Consider the following 14,458-nt stretch of genomic DNA (forward strand, 5'->3'; position numbering starts at 1 on the left):
TCACCGCCCTTCGATGGTGCAGTCGTAGGGAAGGTCCTCGCCGCGCGGTGTGCACCCGGCCGCGGTCACCCGCCAGCCGTCGTCGAAACGGGCGAGGAAGATCGCCTTGTCGCCGGACCGGGCCATCGCGTCCCGGCCGTAGACCTCGACGTCGAGCGCGTCAGCATCGGGGGCGGAGCCGGCAGCGTCGGTGACGAGGTCGGTGCACTCCTCGCCGTCGCCTGCGAGCTCCTCTGTCGTGGCGGGTGCCAGCATGGCGCACGCCTCCGCCGGATCAGAGCTCGTGGCGAGCACGAAGCTGGACGCCGTGGACCGGACCGCCTCCTGCTCGACCGACCCGCGCCCGGCGCAGCCGCTCAGCGACACGAGCGCGAGCAGAGCCGCACCGGCGAGGGCGAGCCGCGGCATACGGCGTCGTTGGGTCACTCGAATCAGCACCTCGTCACTATGGCACCGGCATGGGAGAGGATGGGGGACATGCGCATCGGCTACAAGGCTTCGGCGGAGCAGTTCGCCCCCTCCGACCTGGCGGCATACGCCGTGCTCGCCGAAGAGCTGGGACTGGACTCCGTCACGATCTCGGACCACTTCCAACCGTGGCGGCTCGAAGGGGGTCACGCGCCCAACTCCCTCGCGTGGCTGTCGTGGGTCGCGGCCCGCACCGAGCGGGTGATGCTCGGGACGTCGGTCATGACCCCGACCTTCCGCTACAACCCGGCCGTGGTGGCGCAGACGTTCGCGACGTTGGGGTGCCTCGCGCCCGGCCGCATCATGCTCGGTGTCGGCACCGGTGAGGCGCTCAACGAGGTGGCCGTGGGTTCGGTGCCGGAGAGCGGGTGGCCCGAGTTCAAGGAGCGCTACGCCCGGCTGCGGGAGTCCGTCAGGCTGATGCGCGCGCTGTGGACCGAGGAGTCGGTGACGTTCGAGGGCGACTACTACCGGACCGAGGACGCGCGCATCTTCGACCGCCCGGATACCCCGATCCCCGTCTACATCGCTGCCGGTGGTCCCCTCGTCGCGCGGTATGCCGGCCGGTCCGGTGACGGTTTCATCTGCACCTCGGGCAAGGGGCGCGAGCTCTATGCCGACAAGCTGCTGCCCGCCGTGGCCGAGGGTCTCGCCAAGGCGGACAAGGGCGACATCGGCAGCATCGACAAGATGATCGAGATCAAGGTGTCGTGGGACCCGGACGCCGACCAGGCCCTCGAGAACACCCGCTTCTGGGCGCCCCTGTCGCTGACCGCCGAGCAGAAGCACTCGATCCACAGCCCCACCGAGATGGAGCGGGCCGCCGACGAGCTGCCCATCGAGCAGGTCGCGAAGCGCTGGATCGTCGCCTCCAAACCCGAGGACGTGGTCGCTGCGGTCAAGGAGTACACCGACCTCGGCTTCGACCACCTCGTCCTCCACGGACCGGGCCACGACCAGGAGCGCTTCCTGCGCACCCTCACCGAGCAGGTCCTGCCGGGCCTGCGCGAGCTCGTGCCCGCCGACCTGACCAAGGAGCAGCACTGATGGACGCCACCGCGATCTCCTCCACCGAGCTCGACGTCGCCTCGCTGGTCATCCGCCTGGCACTCGGACCGATGCTCGTCCTCCACGGGCTCAACAAGGTGCAGGGCGGTCTTGCCGGGACGGCCGGCTGGTTCGAGTCGCTCGGCCTCAGGCCCGGCTGGCTGCACGCCCGCGTGGCCGCCGCCACCGAGATCGGTGCCGGGCTCATCGTGACGCTCGGGCTGCTCAACGGACTCGGCGCGATGGCCTTCGTCGGCCTCATGACGGTCGCCGCGCTCACCGACCACCGGGGCAAGGGCTACTTCATCTTCAAGGGCGGCGCCGAGTACGTCGTCCTCGTGGGGATCGTCGCCGTGGCGTTGGCTGTCGTCGGGCCGGGGCGCTGGTCGCTCGACAACGCACTGGGACTGGACCTCGCCGGGCTCGGCTGGGGGGTCATCGCCCTCGTGGGTGGGCTCGCTGGGGCCGCTGGACTCCTCCTCACCTCCTATCGCCCGGACGCCACGAAGACAGACGCATGACCGACGCCGGAGTGACCGTGGCGGTGGAAGGGGCGGTCGGGCGCATCACGTTCGCCATGCCGGACCGGCTCAACTCCCTGGACCCGTCGATGCTCGACATCCTGACCGCCGAGGTCGCCCGGATCGACGCGGACCCGGCGGTGCGGGTCATCGTCCTGTCGGGCGAGGGGCGGGCGTTCTCGGCCGGGGCGAACATCGTCCCCTACGAGGAGATCGGCGACCTGGATGCCACGCTGTTCGGCCTGGGCTCCGCGGTTCGCGCGATCCTCGAAGCCCGCACGCCCGTGCTGGCGCTCGTCCCCGGTGTCGCTGCGGGGGCGGGATTGTCCATCGCCCTCGCCGCGGACTACGTGCTCGTCAGCGACGAGGCCACCCTCCTCCTGGCCTTCGGCGCCCTTGGTCTGATGCCTGATGGCGGCGCGACAGCCCTCGTCGTGGCGTCGATTGGCCGCGCTCGCGCCCTGCGCCTTGCCCTGACCGGCGAGAAGATCAGCGGAGCCACTGCTGCCGCCTGGGGCCTCGTCGCTGAGTCCGTTGCTGCAGAGGGTTTCTCGGCTCGTGCCGACGAGCTGACGTCGCAGCTTGCTGCTCTGGCACCAGACGGCACCGCGCTCACGACGGCAGCCATCACCGACGCGGCGCTCGACCTTGCTGCCGCGCTCGACCGCGAGGAGCGCGGCCAGCACGCACTGCTGCGCACCGACGACTTCGTGGAGGGCCTCACCGCCTTCCGCGAGAAGCGCCGCCCGACGTTCGGCGCGTGACGACCGCGATGGGGGAGGGCGCAGACGGAGGGGAGCGGACGGCATACGCGGCAGCTGACTGGACTCTCGCGGACTTGCTGGCGCTCAAGGGCGACCGGACGGTCTCCGTCGTCATCCCCGCCAGGAACGAGGCGGCCACGGTCGGTGATGTCGTCGAGCGGATCCTCGCCGACTTCGTCCCGGCGGATCGGGGCGGGCTGGTCGACGAGGTCGTCGTCATCGACTCCGACTCCACCGACGAAACGGCCGCGGTCGCGCGCGACGCGGGTGCAAAGGTGTTCTCCGCCAAGGACATCCGGCCCGAGCTCGGCACCGTCGAGGGCAAGGGCGAGGCGCTGTGGAAGTCGCAGCTCGTCACGTCCGGCGACCTCGTCGTCTTCGTCGACGCCGACCTCGTCGACTGGGGCACGCACTTCGTCACCGGCCTCCTCGGGCCGCTGCTCATGCGCGATGACGTCCATCTGGTCAAGGCGGTCTATGACCGGCCGATGCTCGATGCGTCCGGACAGCAGGAGGAGACGGGTGGCCGGGTCACCGAGCTCGTGGCGCGTCCGTGGCTCGCACTCCACCGACCCGAGCTGGCCGGCATCGTCCAGCCGCTCTCGGGGGAGTGGGCGATTCGCCGCGCGAGCTTGCCGGCTTCTCCGTGCCTGTCGGCTACGGCGTCGAGATCGCAGCCGTTCTCGACACGGCCGACCAGTTCGGGGTCGAAGCGATCGCGCAGGTGGACCTGGGGCTGCGCACGCACCGCCACCACCGTCATGACACGCTCGGTCTCATGGCGGTCCAGGTCCTGGCGGCAGCTGACCGCCGTCGCGTCGGCCCGGTCACCGAGGACCTCCACCATGCATCCACCGTGGAGCTGACGCAGTACACCCGCGGCTCAGCGGGGTTCGACCCGCAGGTCACCGCTGTGGCGACGGGGGAGCGGCCTCCGGCCGACACCGTGGGTATGCCGTCCGCGGAGGTCCGATGAGCGAGCTCACCTTCCGTCTCGGGTCCCGCACGTTCGACGCGTCTGCGCGGCTCGTCATGGCGATCGTCAACCGCACCCCTGACTCCTTCTACGACAAGGGGTCGACCTGGCATGAGGACGCGGCCTTCGAGCGCGTGCGCGAGGTCGTGGCGCAGGGAGCCGACATCGTGGACATCGGTGGGATCAAGGCGGCCCCGGGGGTCGAGATCGGTGCTGACGAGGAGAAGGCGCGCGTCGTCGACTTCGTTGCCGCGGTGCGCGCCGAGCATCCCGACCTGCTCATCAGCGTCGACACGTGGCGGGCCTCCGTGGGTCGTGCCGTGCTCGAGGCTGGTGCCGACATCCTCAACGACGCGTGGGGTGGGGCGGATCCCAGCCTGGTCGAGGTCGCGGCGGAGTTCGATGCGGCCGTCGTGTGCACCCATACCGGTGGCGTGACGCCGAGGACGCGCCCGCACCGGATCGAGTACGACGACGTGGTCGAGTCCGTCGTTGAGTCCCTTGTGGCACAGGCCGACCGAGCTGTGTCCGTCGGAGTCGCGCGAGACCGGATCGTCATCGACCCCGCCCACGACTTCGGCAAGAACTCCTGGCACTCGCTCGAGGTCACCCGACGGCTCGACGAGCTCGTGGCCCTGGGGTGGCCGTTGCTCGTGTCGCTGTCCAACAAGGACTTCGTGGGGGAGGCGCTGGACTTGCCCGTGGGTGAGCGCCTGACGGGAACCCTTGCGGCGACGGCGATCTCGGCGTGGCACGGCGCCCACATCTATCGCGTTCACGAGGTCGTCGAGACTCGGCAGGTGCTCGACATGGTGTCGGTCATCGCCGGTGACCTGCCGCCCGGGCGGGCGACCCGGGGGCTCGCATGATCACCGACGTCGTCATCGTGCCGGGTGCGCCTTTGCTGCTTCCGGAGTACCAGGGGCGGACGGCGGCGGTGCCGGAGCTGCTCGGGTCCTGCGTCGAGGTCGTCCGCGACGCCGTCGCGTCGGCGCACCACGTCGTCGTCGTGCACCCCACAGACCGGGAGCCGCGCAGCACGAAGCAGGCGATCGGCCTTCGGGTGGCCGACCGTCTGCTCGCAGCGACCCATGAGAACTTCGACGTCGAGCATGTCGGCGTGCCGTGGGATGCCACCCGTGAGGCGTGTGTCGCGGTCGGCCAGGCTCTCGACTCCGCCAGTGCCACAACGCTGCTCGTCGTCGCTGATGGATCAGCCTGTCGCACCGAGAAGGCGCCGGGGCATCTTGATCCTCGCGCATCTGGGCTCGACGACACGATCGTCGATGCCATTCGCGGGAGCGCCGAGGGTGGGCTCCATCGACTCCTCGACCTCGACGCCGCGCTGTGCGCCGAGCTGCTCGTCGCCGGCCGCGCGCCCCTGCAGGTGCTCGCCGCGGCACTGGGCGCCCAGTCGAGCGGCGGCTCGCACGGCGAGCGGACGGCATACCGGGTGGAGTCGTGCGAGGTGAGTGACCCCTTCGGTGTGCTCTACGTCGTCGCCCACCTGAAATCCGAGGGCTGACCTGGGTATCTGCGATTGGGCTCCGAGGGCGGCGACGGAGTGCTTGACTTCGGGTCATCAGGATCTGGGTGGCGGGAACGATTGCCAGCACTCACGTCAACGCCGTCGTTGGAGACCACCATGGCTCGTTCCGTCCGCGTCGCAACGGTTCTGTCGTTGCTCGTGAGCATGCTCGGCCTCGCGGCCGCCCCGTCGTCCGGAGCCACCCGAGTGATCACCTCCACCATCGCGTGGGGGACCCAAGGAGATGTCCCCGTCGCCGCGAACTTCTTCGGGGATGCCCGCAGCGACCTCGCCGTGTGGAGACCGTCCACCGGCGTCTGGCACGTCCGAGGGATGGGGTCGGTCGCCTGGGGCCGCGCCGGTGACATCCCGGTCGCTGCCGACTACACGGGCGACGGTCGAGCCGAGCTGGCGGTCTTCCGCCCCTCCGACGGCGGCTGGTACGTCCGGGGCAAGGCGATGGTCCGCTGGGGCGTGAAGGGAGACACGCCGGTCGCCGCCGACTACACCGGCGACGGGCGGGCGGACATTGCTGTCTTCCGGCCGACGACAGGTCAGTGGCTCGTTCGGGGGGGCTCGACGATCGCTTGGGGACGCGCGGGCGACGTCCCGAAGCCGGGTCAGTATGTGGGGGACCGTCGCGCGGACCTGACTGTGTTCCGTCCCTCCACGGGTCAGTGGTTCGTCAGGGGAGCGAGCACCTTCGCGTTCGGCACGGCCGGTGACGTGCCGGTGCCTGCCACGTTTCTGAGCACGAGTGCCAACAGCCTGGCGGTATGGCGTCCCGGCACTGGGGTGTGGTTCGTGCGAGGTGGCTCCTCGATCTCCTGGGGCCGGTTGGGCGATGTCCCCCAGACGGGCAACTTCCTCGGAACGGCAGTGGCGGACCACGTCGTGTGGCGCCCTTCGAACGGCACCTGGTACATCCGAGCCGTGGAGAACTACACGGCCACGCCGCCGCCACCCCCACCGCCTCCGCCTCCCTCTGCTGGCTGTGACTCGGCCTACCCCGGGGTATGCATCCCGCCGCCTCCGCCAGATCTCGACTGCGGTGACATCACCCATCGGCGGTTCGTCGTGCTCCCTGCGGACCCGCACAACTTCGACTCAGATGGCGACGGGATCGGCTGCGAGAGCCCCTGAGCCCAGCGCGCGGCTGACCCGCCAAATCCTCGGTGTCGAATGTGTCGAAAACGCTGGTACCCGTTCGGCACCATGAGTGACAGAGCACGAACCGACGCACTCAAGGAGTCAGCATGTCCTTCCAGGCCTACCTCGATGCCGCTGAGAAGAAGACCGGCCACACCCCGCAGGAGCTCGTGGATCAGGCGCACGCGCGCGGGTTCGGGCCGGACACGAAGGCCGGCGAGATCCTTGCCTGGCTGGCCGACGACCACGGGCTCGGTCGCGGGCACGGCATGGCGTTGGTGCACGTGATCAAGAACGGCGCCGGCATCTCCGACAAGCACGTCGGCACGGACGGCGTCCACCGGGACGAGGCGGACGTCCTGCGACTGGACGGCATCGCCAACCGCTAGCCCTGCGCCCGGGGGATCAGGGCGGATGTCCGCCAGCCCTCAGAGCAGTCGGTGGTCCACCTGGAGGGCCGAGGCGAGGCGGATGAGGACGAACTCGTTGCGATCTGGCTCCGTGGCGCTGCGACCGCCGGCGGCGGGGAAGTTGTTGTCGTTCATCACCGCGATCGTGCGGTCGTCGACCAGCTCCGCGTCCTCGATGGTGAAGAACGGGAAGGTGAACGGGTCACCGAACCCGCCGGCACCAGTGGGGTTCGGGACGTTCATGAGGTCGACGAGCAGCGTCTTCTTGACGTAGCCGTTGCTGGCGACACCACGCGTGTCCACGAGATAGATCCGCTTGAAGACCGCCGTCGGACCTTGGCCGTTGTCGCGCTCGATGACGAGGAACTGGTGCTTGTTGATCGCGATGAAGTCGCCGAGCGCGTTCGCCGGGTCCTCCATCCGATAGCGCCGGAAGTCACCCGTGAAGCTCGCCGTGCCGCCCTTGGCGATGGGCGCCTCATAGATCCGCAGGTCGCTCGCCAGTCCGGCAGCCTTGTCCTGCGCGGTCGAACCCTCGAGCATCGGGTACAGGGTGCGTCCGTCGGGGGAGATCGCCAGCCCCTCGAACCCCTTGGAGTTCGCGATGTCAGGGATCGCCGAGCCCAGGGTCGGGTTCGACGGTGACTTCACCCCCGGTGTCGCGACCGGCGCCTCGAGCAGCTCGCCCCGAGCGTCGAAGTGCAGCAGGTAGGGGCCGAACTCCTCACCCACCCAGAACGTCCCGTCCGTGCCGACCTGCAGGGACTCGGGATCGAAGTCCCAGCCGGTGAGCTTGCGGTCCGGGGCCGGGCACGAGTAGCCCGCAGGCAGCGAGCCCGCCGCCGCGCAGCCACCGTCGCGCCACGTCTGCCACGGGATGAGTCGCTGCGGGTCCGAGAAGGTGAAAAGCGTTGTCTCGTATGCCGTCTCACCAGTTGTCGTGTTCGGCCGGATCCGATGCAGCGCGAGGAGGGCGTCCTGGCTGTTGGCCTTGGACCCGAACCCGTTGTCGCTGAGCACGAGGTAGGAGCCGTCCGCGTTGCGGTGGGTGCCCGAGAAGCCCTGCACCGGCTGGCCCGGGTAGGGCGCGGGCACGACGGCGTTGCCGGTCGTCCAGTGGCCGGATGCCTCGCTGCCGGGGACGTAGGTCTCCGCGGGCAGCACCGAGAAGCCGAGCACCTCAGCTCCCGTGGGGGCAGGAACCGGGCGCGCGGCCGCGGCGACGGTCGGAGCGACGAGAATGGCTCCGACCAGGGCGATCGCGGCGGCGGGCAGGGGAAGTCGGCGAGAGGTCATGGGCGCAGCCTGCCCAGCCGAGGGGAACGGACGGCATACGAGCGGGTGAATGTCCGTCGAACTCCCCATGCCCGTTGGCGGCACGGGCAAGCCGGCGCCGATCTGCACGGAACCTTCACACGTCCCGCCCCCGCCGTCCCGGCGCTGGGCCCTAGCGTCCGTGAGGTCGAGGTTCGACGGGTCCGGCAGGAGAGGCGGCAGGGATGATCAGGGTCAGCGGGCTGACGAAGGTGTATGGCGGGGTGCGGGCGGTCGACGACCTCACCTTCGACGTGGAGTCGGGGAAGGTGACCGGCTTCCTCGGGCCGAACGGCGCCGGCAAGTCGACGACGATGCGGATGGTCCTGGGACTGGACCGGCCCACGGCCGGGTCGGCGTCGGTGAGCGGTCGGCGATACACCGACTTCCCGGCGCCGTTGCGCGAGGTGGGGGCCCTCCTCGACGCCGGCGCCATGCACCCGGGCCGGACGGGCCGCGGCCACCTGCGAATCGGTGCGCGCAGCAACGGGATCCCGCTCGCCAGGGTCGACGAGGTGATCGAGCAGGTGGGGCTGGAGAAGGCAGCCACGCGTCGGGTCAAGGGCTACTCGCTCGGCATGCGACAACGCCTCGGGATCGCTGCCGCCCTCCTCGGCGATCCGCCCGTGCTGCTCTTCGACGAGCCCGTCAACGGCCTCGACCTCGACGGCGTGCGGTGGATCCGGACGCTCTTCCGCGGCTTCGCCGACGAGGGGCGCACGGTGCTCGTCTCGAGCCACCTCATGAGCGAGATGCAGCTCATCGCCGACCGTGTCGTCGTCATCGGCCGAGGGCGCCTCATCACCGACACCGACATCGCGGGCATGCTCGGCGGGCTGAGCGGCCCACGGGTGCGCGTGCGCACGCCACGACCGGAGGAGCTGGCCGGTGCGCTCGGTTCGGAGATCACGATGACCCGACCGGGGCCGGACGAGCTGGAGGTCGCCGGTCTGCGCGCCAGCGAGATCGGAGACCTGGCGCACGCACACGGCATACCCCTTCATCACCTCGCACAGGTGGAGCAGTCCCTCGAGGACGCCTACCTCTCCCTCACGGAGGGGAGCGTCGAGCACGTCGGGCACATGCCCGACGCCGTCGCGGAAGGGGCGCAGCGATGACCGCCGCAGTCCTGGGGCGTGCGAGCCGCGCCGAATGGAGCCGGATCTGGAGCGTGCGGTCCAGCTGGGTCTTCCTCTCCGTCATCACGCTCGCGGTCGTCGGTCTCGGGGTGCTCGTGGGCATCGACGTCGCGAGCAACCCCGAGTCCGCACCGGCCGACGCGACGGCGTGGGACGGCGCTCGGTTCACCGCGATGTTCGCCCTCTTCGGGACGGTCGCGTGGGCGGTGGTCTCGAGCGCAGCGGACCACGGCACCGGGGCCATCGTGCCCACCCTGCAGTGGACGCCCCGACGCGGCATCCTGCTCGCGGCGCGCAGCGCGGTCATCGCCCTCACGGTCACCGCACTCGGCACAGGTCTCGTCATCGCCGCCAGCGCCGTGGTGTGGGCGTTCGTGCCGGAGCTCGGCCTTCCGCTGGGGGAGGGGCTCCGGGGGCTGGGAGACGTCGTCGTCGCCATCGGGTGCGGTGCGCTGCTCGGGATCGGTCTGGGCCTCGCGACGCGAAGCACGGCCGCGGCACTCGTCCTCGCCATCGCCCTCCTTCTCGTCCTGCCCCCGCTCGTGGCCAACCTGCCGTTCGACTGGGCCGCGACGGTGTCGTCACGGCTGCCGGGCTCGGGTGCGCTCTTCCTCCTCCTCGGCGAGGGGCCGGTGGACGACATGACGACGACCTCGGCTCGAGCGACCGTCCTCGCGTGGGCCGTGGTCGCGATCGCTGCAGGGGGCTGGCGACTGCTGCGGAGCGACGCGGAAGGCTGACCGAAACGTCCCTGAGCGGCTGTCCGGGCCGACATACTGCGGTGCATGCCCCGCGACCGTCTCTCCCGCGCCCAGACCGCGGGGTATGCCGCCGGGAGTGTCGGCACGGGCGGCTTCGGCACCCTTCCGGGTCTCGTCCTCGCCTACTACCTCACCGACACCCTCGGGGTCGCCGCAGCGACGGCCGCCGTCGTGGTGCTCCTCCCCAAGGTGTGGGACGTCTTCATCGACCCGGCGATCGGGGCGCGCAGCGACAGGGAGGTGTCGGCCCACGGGTCGCGTCACCGGCTGATGCTGCTCGGCGCCCTCACCCTGCCCGTGGGGTTCATCGCCATGTTCGCCGTCCCCTCCGGTGTCTCGAGCGGGGTTGCGGCACTGTGGGTCGTCGCCGCATTCGTCCTGGCGACAACGTCGTTCAGTCTCTTCCAGGTGCCCTACATCGCCTCGCCGGCCGACCTGACGAGCGACTACACCGAGCGCACCCGCATGATGGCGTGGCGCGTCGGAGTCCTGGCCCTGGCGATCCTCGCCTTCGGTGCCGGTGCCCCCGGCATCCGCGATGCTCTCGGGGGCGGTCGCTCCGGCTACCTCGTCATGGCCGTCATCTCGGCGCTCGTCCTCTCGTTGGGCATGCTGGCCACAGTCGCCAGCCTGCGGGGGCACGAGAGCCGTTTGGGGGCCACCGAATCGGCCTCTCTGCGTGCAGGTCTGGCCACCATCCACGACCACCCGCGCTTCCGGGCCCTGCTCGTCGTCTTCGTCATCCAGGCGGTCGCCACCGGTATCGTCCTTGCCGCAGCGCAGTATGTCGCGACCTATCTCCTCGGCTCCCAGTCGCTCGTGAGCGTCCTCTTCGCCGCCGTCGTCGCGCCCGCTCTCATCGTGATGCCGGCCTGGAAGCGGTATGCCGCAGGGCACGGCAAGCGGACGGCATACCTCGCGTCGTCCTGGCTCTTCGTCCTCGCCTGCGTGCTGCAGATCCCGGCCCTCGCGCTCGGGTGGGTCTGGCTCTCGGTCCTGGCGCTGGCGGTCGGTGGAGTGGCGTATGCCGGGATGCAGCTCTTCCCGCTGGCCATGCTTCCCGACGTGATCGAAGAGGCCGGGCGGGGGCGGGGCGGTGCGATGAGTGGTGCGTGGACGGCGCTGGAGACCGCCGGCCTCGCACTCGGACCGGGCCTCGTGCTGCTCCTGTTGTCGCTGGGTGGTTTCGTCTCGAGCCGGGGCGACCCCGTGGCCCAGCCGCGCAGCGCCGAGGTGGCGATGGGGCTCGCCTTCACGCTCGTCCCCGCCCTGCTGGCCCTCGTGTCGATCGTGGCGCTGCGAAGGTATGACGAACCGAAGGTGGACCTCGATGGGCAGTGACTCCCTGCACGATCACGTCAACGTCGACGAGGTGATGGGGCGGCTGCGGGCGTACCGCGAGCACGACGCCCCGACCCACGGCGGGCGCGTGCTGTCGTATGTCTACGACCACGGTCGCCCTGAGCTCGACGACGTTGCGGCACAGGCCATGCGGCTCCTGCAACCGGTCAACGGGCTGGATCCGACGACGTTCCCGTCGGTGGCGCTCATGGAGGCGGATCTCGTGTCCTTCGGCCGCACGATGCTCCACGGGCCTGCTGCGACGGGGTCCGTGACCTCCGGTGGCACTGAGAGCTGCTTGCTGGCCGTCAAGGCCGCCCGGGACCTGTGGCTGGCCCGAGGCGGCGCCGGGCGTCCCCGGCTCGTCGTGTCGTCGTCGACCCATGCGGCGTTCCACAAGGCGGCGCACTACTTCGGTCTGGACCTGACCGTCGTGCCGGTGGACGCGACGTCCGGACGGGCTCCGGCTCCGGCGCTCGTCGATGCCCTCGGGGCGGATGTCGCCCTCGTCGTCGTGTCCGCGCCGTCCTACCCGCACGGCGTCGTCGACGCGGTGGCCGCGGTGGCGGGCGCCGCCGCCGACCGGGGGATCCCGTGCCACGTCGATGCCTGTGTCGGTGGCTGGGTGCTGCCCTTCTGGGAGGACTCCGGCGGAGAGCCGTTGCCGCAGTGGGACTTCCGCGTCAGAGGTGTGAGCAGCATCAGCGCCGACATCCACAAGTACGGCTACGTCCCCAAGGGCGCCTCGCTGCTCCTCTTTGCCGACACGGAGCTAGACCTCGCGCGCTACTTCGCCATCACCGACTGGCTCGGCTATCCCGTCGTCAACCCGACGATGCTCGGCACGCGCTCCGCGACATCGCTCGCGGCGGCCTGGGCGGTGGTCCAGACCTTGGGGACAGAGGGGTATGCCGCCCTCACCCGTCGCGTCGTCACCGCGACGTCCGCCGTGGTCGAGGCCGTCCGGGCCGTCGAGGGGCTGCGCGTGCTGGGCGAGCGGCAGGGTCCGCTCGTCGCGGTGGCGGCGGATGATGCGGTGGGCCTCGAGCAGCGGGTGGACCCGTTGCTCTGGGCAGCCGCCGTGGCCCGGCGAGGGTTCGTCCTCCAGGGTCAGCCGGCCATGAGCCAGACCGACGGCAGTCGGGTGCCGCACACGGCTCACCTCACGGTCACGCCCGTGACCGAGGGACTGCTCGGAGAGCTGCTGCCCGCGCTCGTCGAGGCGGCGGGGGAGGTCAGGGGACAGGCTCTGCCGAGCCCGGAGACGTTGCTGCACAGCGGCATACCAGACCCGGTTGCGCTTGCGGACGGTGCGCGCGCGGGAGGCGACCTCGACCTCACGACCGTCCTGTCGCTCATCGAGGCCTTGCCCCGCGCCGACTCGGCGATGCTCCTGTCGGCGTTCCTCCAAAGGTTCACCGCGCCGTGATGAAGGTCATGCATGAAGGCAGGCTCGCTGGGTACGTCCTCAGGGCAGCATCATCCGCACGCTACGACTGGAGACAGCCATGAGCACCAGACCTACATCCATGTCAACGGACGCACGTCGCGCCGATCGCACCCCGGTCCAGAAGGCCGCACTCGCGGTCGGAGCGGTCTTCGTGCTCGTCGGCCTCCTCGGGTTCGTCCCCGGAATCACGAGCAACTTCGACTCCCTGACCTTCGCCGGTCATGAGTCCGAGGCTCTGCTGCTCGGCATCTTCCAGGTGTCGGTGCTGCACAACCTCGTGCACCTCGCTTTCGGAATCGCGGGTATCGCCATGTCCAGGGCGCCTAGCACGGCCCGTACCTACCTCATCGGTGGCGGCGTTATCTACCTCGTGCTGTGGATCTACGGCCTGCTCATCGACCACGACACCTCCGCCAACTTCGTCCCCCTCAACAACGCCGACAACTGGCTGCACCTGGTCCTGGGCCTCGGCATGATCGCCCTGGGACTCGCGCTCAGCCGGGAGCGCAACACGGTCGCGGCACGTGACCGCTGAGCCGGTGGAGGTGGTGGCGCCCAGTGCGTCACCACTCCTCGGTCAAGCCGTGGGCGCGCGTCGTCCGTCACTGCTGCGTCTGCCCGGCTGCTACCCCGTCCAGTCCGACACCTGGCTGCTCGCGGACGCGATCCGTGGGCTCGGCCTCGCCCCGGGGGCCAGGGTGTTGGACGTCTGCACCGGCACGGGGGCGCTGGCCGTTGTCGCGGCCCTGGCAGGCGCCTCCCAGGTCACTGCTGTCGACCTCTCCCTCCGTTCGGCTGCCGCGACCTGGGTCAACGCCCGTCGCCACGGTGCGTCGGTGCGGGTGCTCCGCGGTGACCTGTTCGCCCCGCTCGACGAGGGTGAGACGTTCGACCTCATCGTGAGCAACCCGCCCTACGTCCCGTCACGGAGCGCCGACCTTCCGCGGCACACCCTCGGCCGCTGCTGGGACGCAGGGCTGGACGGACGCCTGCTGGTGGACCGCATCTGCGCCCAGGTGCATGACCGGTTGGCACCCGGGGGAAGCCTTCTGCTCGTGCATTCCACCGTGACCGACGAGGTCCGCACGATGGCCCACCTGCAGGACAGCGGACTGGAGGTCGACGTCGTGAGCTGGCAGACAGAACCCTTCGGACCCGTCATGCGCTCGAGGGCCGAACATCTGCGCTCGCGTGGGCTCATCGCCAGCGGCCAGTCGGAGGAGGGGCTGGTGGTCCTGCGCGCGACCAGGCCCATCGCCCCCACGCAGGCCGGATCGGGAAGCTGAGGCATGACGTCGAGGTCGGGCGAGCGGCGGGAGCGGGTGAACCGCGTCGTCATCACGGAAGAGGGCCCCATCCTCGTCGAGGGACCGGTGGACGTCGTCATGGACAATGGCACCGTGGTGCGGTCCGAGCGCAATGTCGTCGCGCTGTGCACCTGTCGGCGCAGCCGGATCGCGCCGTTCTGCGACACGAGCCACCGCTGCAAGGTCCGCGCCGACCGCGCTGACCGTGCGGGACCATCGACATCGTCAGGGGAGGAAGCGTGACCGTGACCGGGCCAGGGGTGGTTGCCCCCCTCTGCCGACG

The 14,458-nt window shown here is 70.4% G+C and carries 17 protein-coding genes; 15 read left to right on the top strand and 2 right to left on the bottom strand.

Features of this window, described 5'->3' with window-relative positions; translation table 11 throughout:
* A complete protein-coding gene (locus ACZZ98_RS10930) occupies positions 1–438 on the bottom strand; it encodes a hypothetical protein (RefSeq protein ID WP_463516264.1) in 438 nt (145 codons plus the stop codon).
* A 39-nt stretch (positions 439–477) separates the two neighbouring features.
* On the opposite strand from ACZZ98_RS10930, the gene fgd reads away from it, so the two are divergent.
* The 8 genes from fgd to ACZZ98_RS10970 all read left to right on the top strand — a co-directional run bounded on the left by fgd (position 478) and on the right by ACZZ98_RS10970 (position 6,842).
* Positions 478–1,515 carry a glucose-6-phosphate dehydrogenase (coenzyme-F420) gene (gene fgd / locus ACZZ98_RS10935; RefSeq protein ID WP_463516265.1) on the top strand — a complete coding sequence of 346 codons (1,038 nt, stop codon included), beginning with the start codon at positions 478–480 and terminating at the stop codon, positions 1,513–1,515.
* Positions 1,515–2,036, top strand: coding sequence for a DoxX family protein (locus tag ACZZ98_RS10940; protein ID WP_463516266.1), 522 nt, complete (start codon positions 1,515–1,517; stop codon positions 2,034–2,036). Before fgd ends, ACZZ98_RS10940 begins: the two co-directional genes overlap by 1 nt.
* Positions 2,033–2,800, top strand: a complete 768-nt coding sequence (locus ACZZ98_RS10945) for an enoyl-CoA hydratase/isomerase family protein (RefSeq protein ID WP_463516267.1) — start codon at positions 2,033–2,035, stop codon at positions 2,798–2,800. The genes ACZZ98_RS10940 and ACZZ98_RS10945 overlap by 4 nt, the downstream gene beginning before the upstream one ends.
* A complete protein-coding gene (locus tag ACZZ98_RS10950) occupies positions 2,797–3,666 on the top strand; it encodes a glucosyl-3-phosphoglycerate synthase (RefSeq protein ID WP_463516268.1) in 870 nt (289 codons plus the stop codon). The genes ACZZ98_RS10945 and ACZZ98_RS10950 overlap by 4 nt, the downstream gene beginning before the upstream one ends.
* A 106-nt stretch (positions 3,667–3,772) precedes the next feature.
* Complete coding sequence (folP, locus tag ACZZ98_RS10955) at positions 3,773–4,645, top strand: dihydropteroate synthase (protein WP_463516269.1); 873 nt, start codon at positions 3,773–3,775, stop codon at positions 4,643–4,645.
* A complete protein-coding gene (locus ACZZ98_RS10960; RefSeq protein ID WP_463516270.1) occupies positions 4,642–5,301 on the top strand; it encodes a class III extradiol ring-cleavage dioxygenase family protein in 660 nt (219 codons plus the stop codon). Before folP ends, ACZZ98_RS10960 begins: the two co-directional genes overlap by 4 nt.
* 120 nt (positions 5,302–5,421) lie before the next feature.
* Positions 5,422–6,447, top strand: coding sequence for an FG-GAP repeat domain-containing protein (locus ACZZ98_RS10965; protein WP_463516271.1), 1,026 nt, complete (start codon positions 5,422–5,424; stop codon positions 6,445–6,447).
* Between the two features lie 113 nt (positions 6,448–6,560).
* Complete coding sequence (locus tag ACZZ98_RS10970; RefSeq protein ID WP_463516272.1) at positions 6,561–6,842, top strand: DUF4287 domain-containing protein; 282 nt, start codon at positions 6,561–6,563, stop codon at positions 6,840–6,842.
* 39 nt (positions 6,843–6,881) lie between these two features.
* Here the strand turns inward: ACZZ98_RS10970 and ACZZ98_RS10975 are convergent, their stop codons facing one another.
* Positions 6,882–8,159: an esterase-like activity of phytase family protein gene (locus ACZZ98_RS10975; protein WP_463516273.1), complete on the bottom strand. Its 1,278-nt coding sequence runs from the start codon at positions 8,157–8,159 to the stop codon at positions 6,882–6,884.
* Positions 8,160–8,362: 203 nt separating this feature from the next.
* Here ACZZ98_RS10975 and ACZZ98_RS10980 point away from each other — a divergent pair, with 203 nt between their 5' ends.
* From ACZZ98_RS10980 to ACZZ98_RS11010, 7 genes are all read left to right on the top strand, one after another.
* A complete protein-coding gene (locus ACZZ98_RS10980; RefSeq protein WP_463516274.1) occupies positions 8,363–9,295 on the top strand; it encodes an ATP-binding cassette domain-containing protein in 933 nt (310 codons plus the stop codon).
* Positions 9,292–10,056 carry a hypothetical protein gene (locus ACZZ98_RS10985; RefSeq protein WP_463516275.1) on the top strand — a complete coding sequence of 255 codons (765 nt, stop codon included), beginning with the start codon at positions 9,292–9,294 and terminating at the stop codon, positions 10,054–10,056. Before ACZZ98_RS10980 ends, ACZZ98_RS10985 begins: the two co-directional genes overlap by 4 nt.
* Positions 10,057–10,101: 45 nt before the next feature.
* Positions 10,102–11,418: an MFS transporter gene (locus ACZZ98_RS10990; protein WP_463516276.1), complete on the top strand. Its 1,317-nt coding sequence runs from the start codon at positions 10,102–10,104 to the stop codon at positions 11,416–11,418.
* A complete protein-coding gene (locus ACZZ98_RS10995; protein ID WP_463516277.1) occupies positions 11,408–12,847 on the top strand; it encodes a pyridoxal phosphate-dependent decarboxylase family protein in 1,440 nt (479 codons plus the stop codon). Before ACZZ98_RS10990 ends, ACZZ98_RS10995 begins: the two co-directional genes overlap by 11 nt.
* Positions 12,848–12,947: 100 nt before the next feature.
* Positions 12,948–13,403 (top strand): DUF4383 domain-containing protein, encoded by a 456-nt coding sequence (locus tag ACZZ98_RS11000; protein ID WP_463516278.1) that lies wholly within the window; start codon positions 12,948–12,950, stop codon positions 13,401–13,403.
* Complete coding sequence (locus ACZZ98_RS11005; protein ID WP_463516279.1) at positions 13,393–14,154, top strand: HemK2/MTQ2 family protein methyltransferase; 762 nt, start codon at positions 13,393–13,395, stop codon at positions 14,152–14,154. The genes ACZZ98_RS11000 and ACZZ98_RS11005 overlap by 11 nt, the downstream gene beginning before the upstream one ends.
* Before the next feature lie 3 nt (positions 14,155–14,157).
* The gene (locus ACZZ98_RS11010) at positions 14,158–14,418 is read left to right on the top strand and encodes a CDGSH iron-sulfur domain-containing protein (RefSeq protein ID WP_463516280.1); all 261 of its coding nucleotides are present in this window, start codon (positions 14,158–14,160) and stop codon (positions 14,416–14,418) included.
* The last annotated feature ends 40 nt before the right edge of the window (positions 14,419–14,458 follow it).

The organism is Knoellia sp. AC549, assembly GCF_979258975.1.

Bases quoted from the DNA above. Each gene is read 5' to 3' on its own strand.
- fgd (WP_463516265.1), top strand. From the start codon at position 478: ATGCGCATCGGCTACAAGGCTTCGGCGGAGCAGTTCGCCCCCTCCGAC.
- ACZZ98_RS10940 (WP_463516266.1), top strand. From the start codon at position 1,515: ATGGACGCCACCGCGATCTCCTCCACCGAGCTCGACGTCGCCTCGCTG.
- ACZZ98_RS10945 (WP_463516267.1), top strand. From the start codon at position 2,033: ATGACCGACGCCGGAGTGACCGTGGCGGTGGAAGGGGCGGTCGGGCGC.
- folP (WP_463516269.1), top strand. From the start codon at position 3,773: ATGAGCGAGCTCACCTTCCGTCTCGGGTCCCGCACGTTCGACGCGTCT.
- ACZZ98_RS10960 (WP_463516270.1), top strand. From the start codon at position 4,642: ATGATCACCGACGTCGTCATCGTGCCGGGTGCGCCTTTGCTGCTTCCG.
- ACZZ98_RS10965 (WP_463516271.1), top strand. From the start codon at position 5,422: ATGGCTCGTTCCGTCCGCGTCGCAACGGTTCTGTCGTTGCTCGTGAGC.
- ACZZ98_RS10970 (WP_463516272.1), top strand. From the start codon at position 6,561: ATGTCCTTCCAGGCCTACCTCGATGCCGCTGAGAAGAAGACCGGCCAC.
- ACZZ98_RS10975 (WP_463516273.1), bottom strand. From the start codon at position 8,159: ATGACCTCTCGCCGACTTCCCCTGCCCGCCGCCGCGATCGCCCTGGTC.
- ACZZ98_RS10980 (WP_463516274.1), top strand. From the start codon at position 8,363: ATGATCAGGGTCAGCGGGCTGACGAAGGTGTATGGCGGGGTGCGGGCG.
- ACZZ98_RS10985 (WP_463516275.1), top strand. From the start codon at position 9,292: ATGACCGCCGCAGTCCTGGGGCGTGCGAGCCGCGCCGAATGGAGCCGG.
- ACZZ98_RS10990 (WP_463516276.1), top strand. From the start codon at position 10,102: ATGCCCCGCGACCGTCTCTCCCGCGCCCAGACCGCGGGGTATGCCGCC.
- ACZZ98_RS10995 (WP_463516277.1), top strand. From the start codon at position 11,408: ATGGGCAGTGACTCCCTGCACGATCACGTCAACGTCGACGAGGTGATG.
- ACZZ98_RS11000 (WP_463516278.1), top strand. From the start codon at position 12,948: ATGTCAACGGACGCACGTCGCGCCGATCGCACCCCGGTCCAGAAGGCC.
- ACZZ98_RS11010 (WP_463516280.1), top strand. From the start codon at position 14,158: ATGACGTCGAGGTCGGGCGAGCGGCGGGAGCGGGTGAACCGCGTCGTC.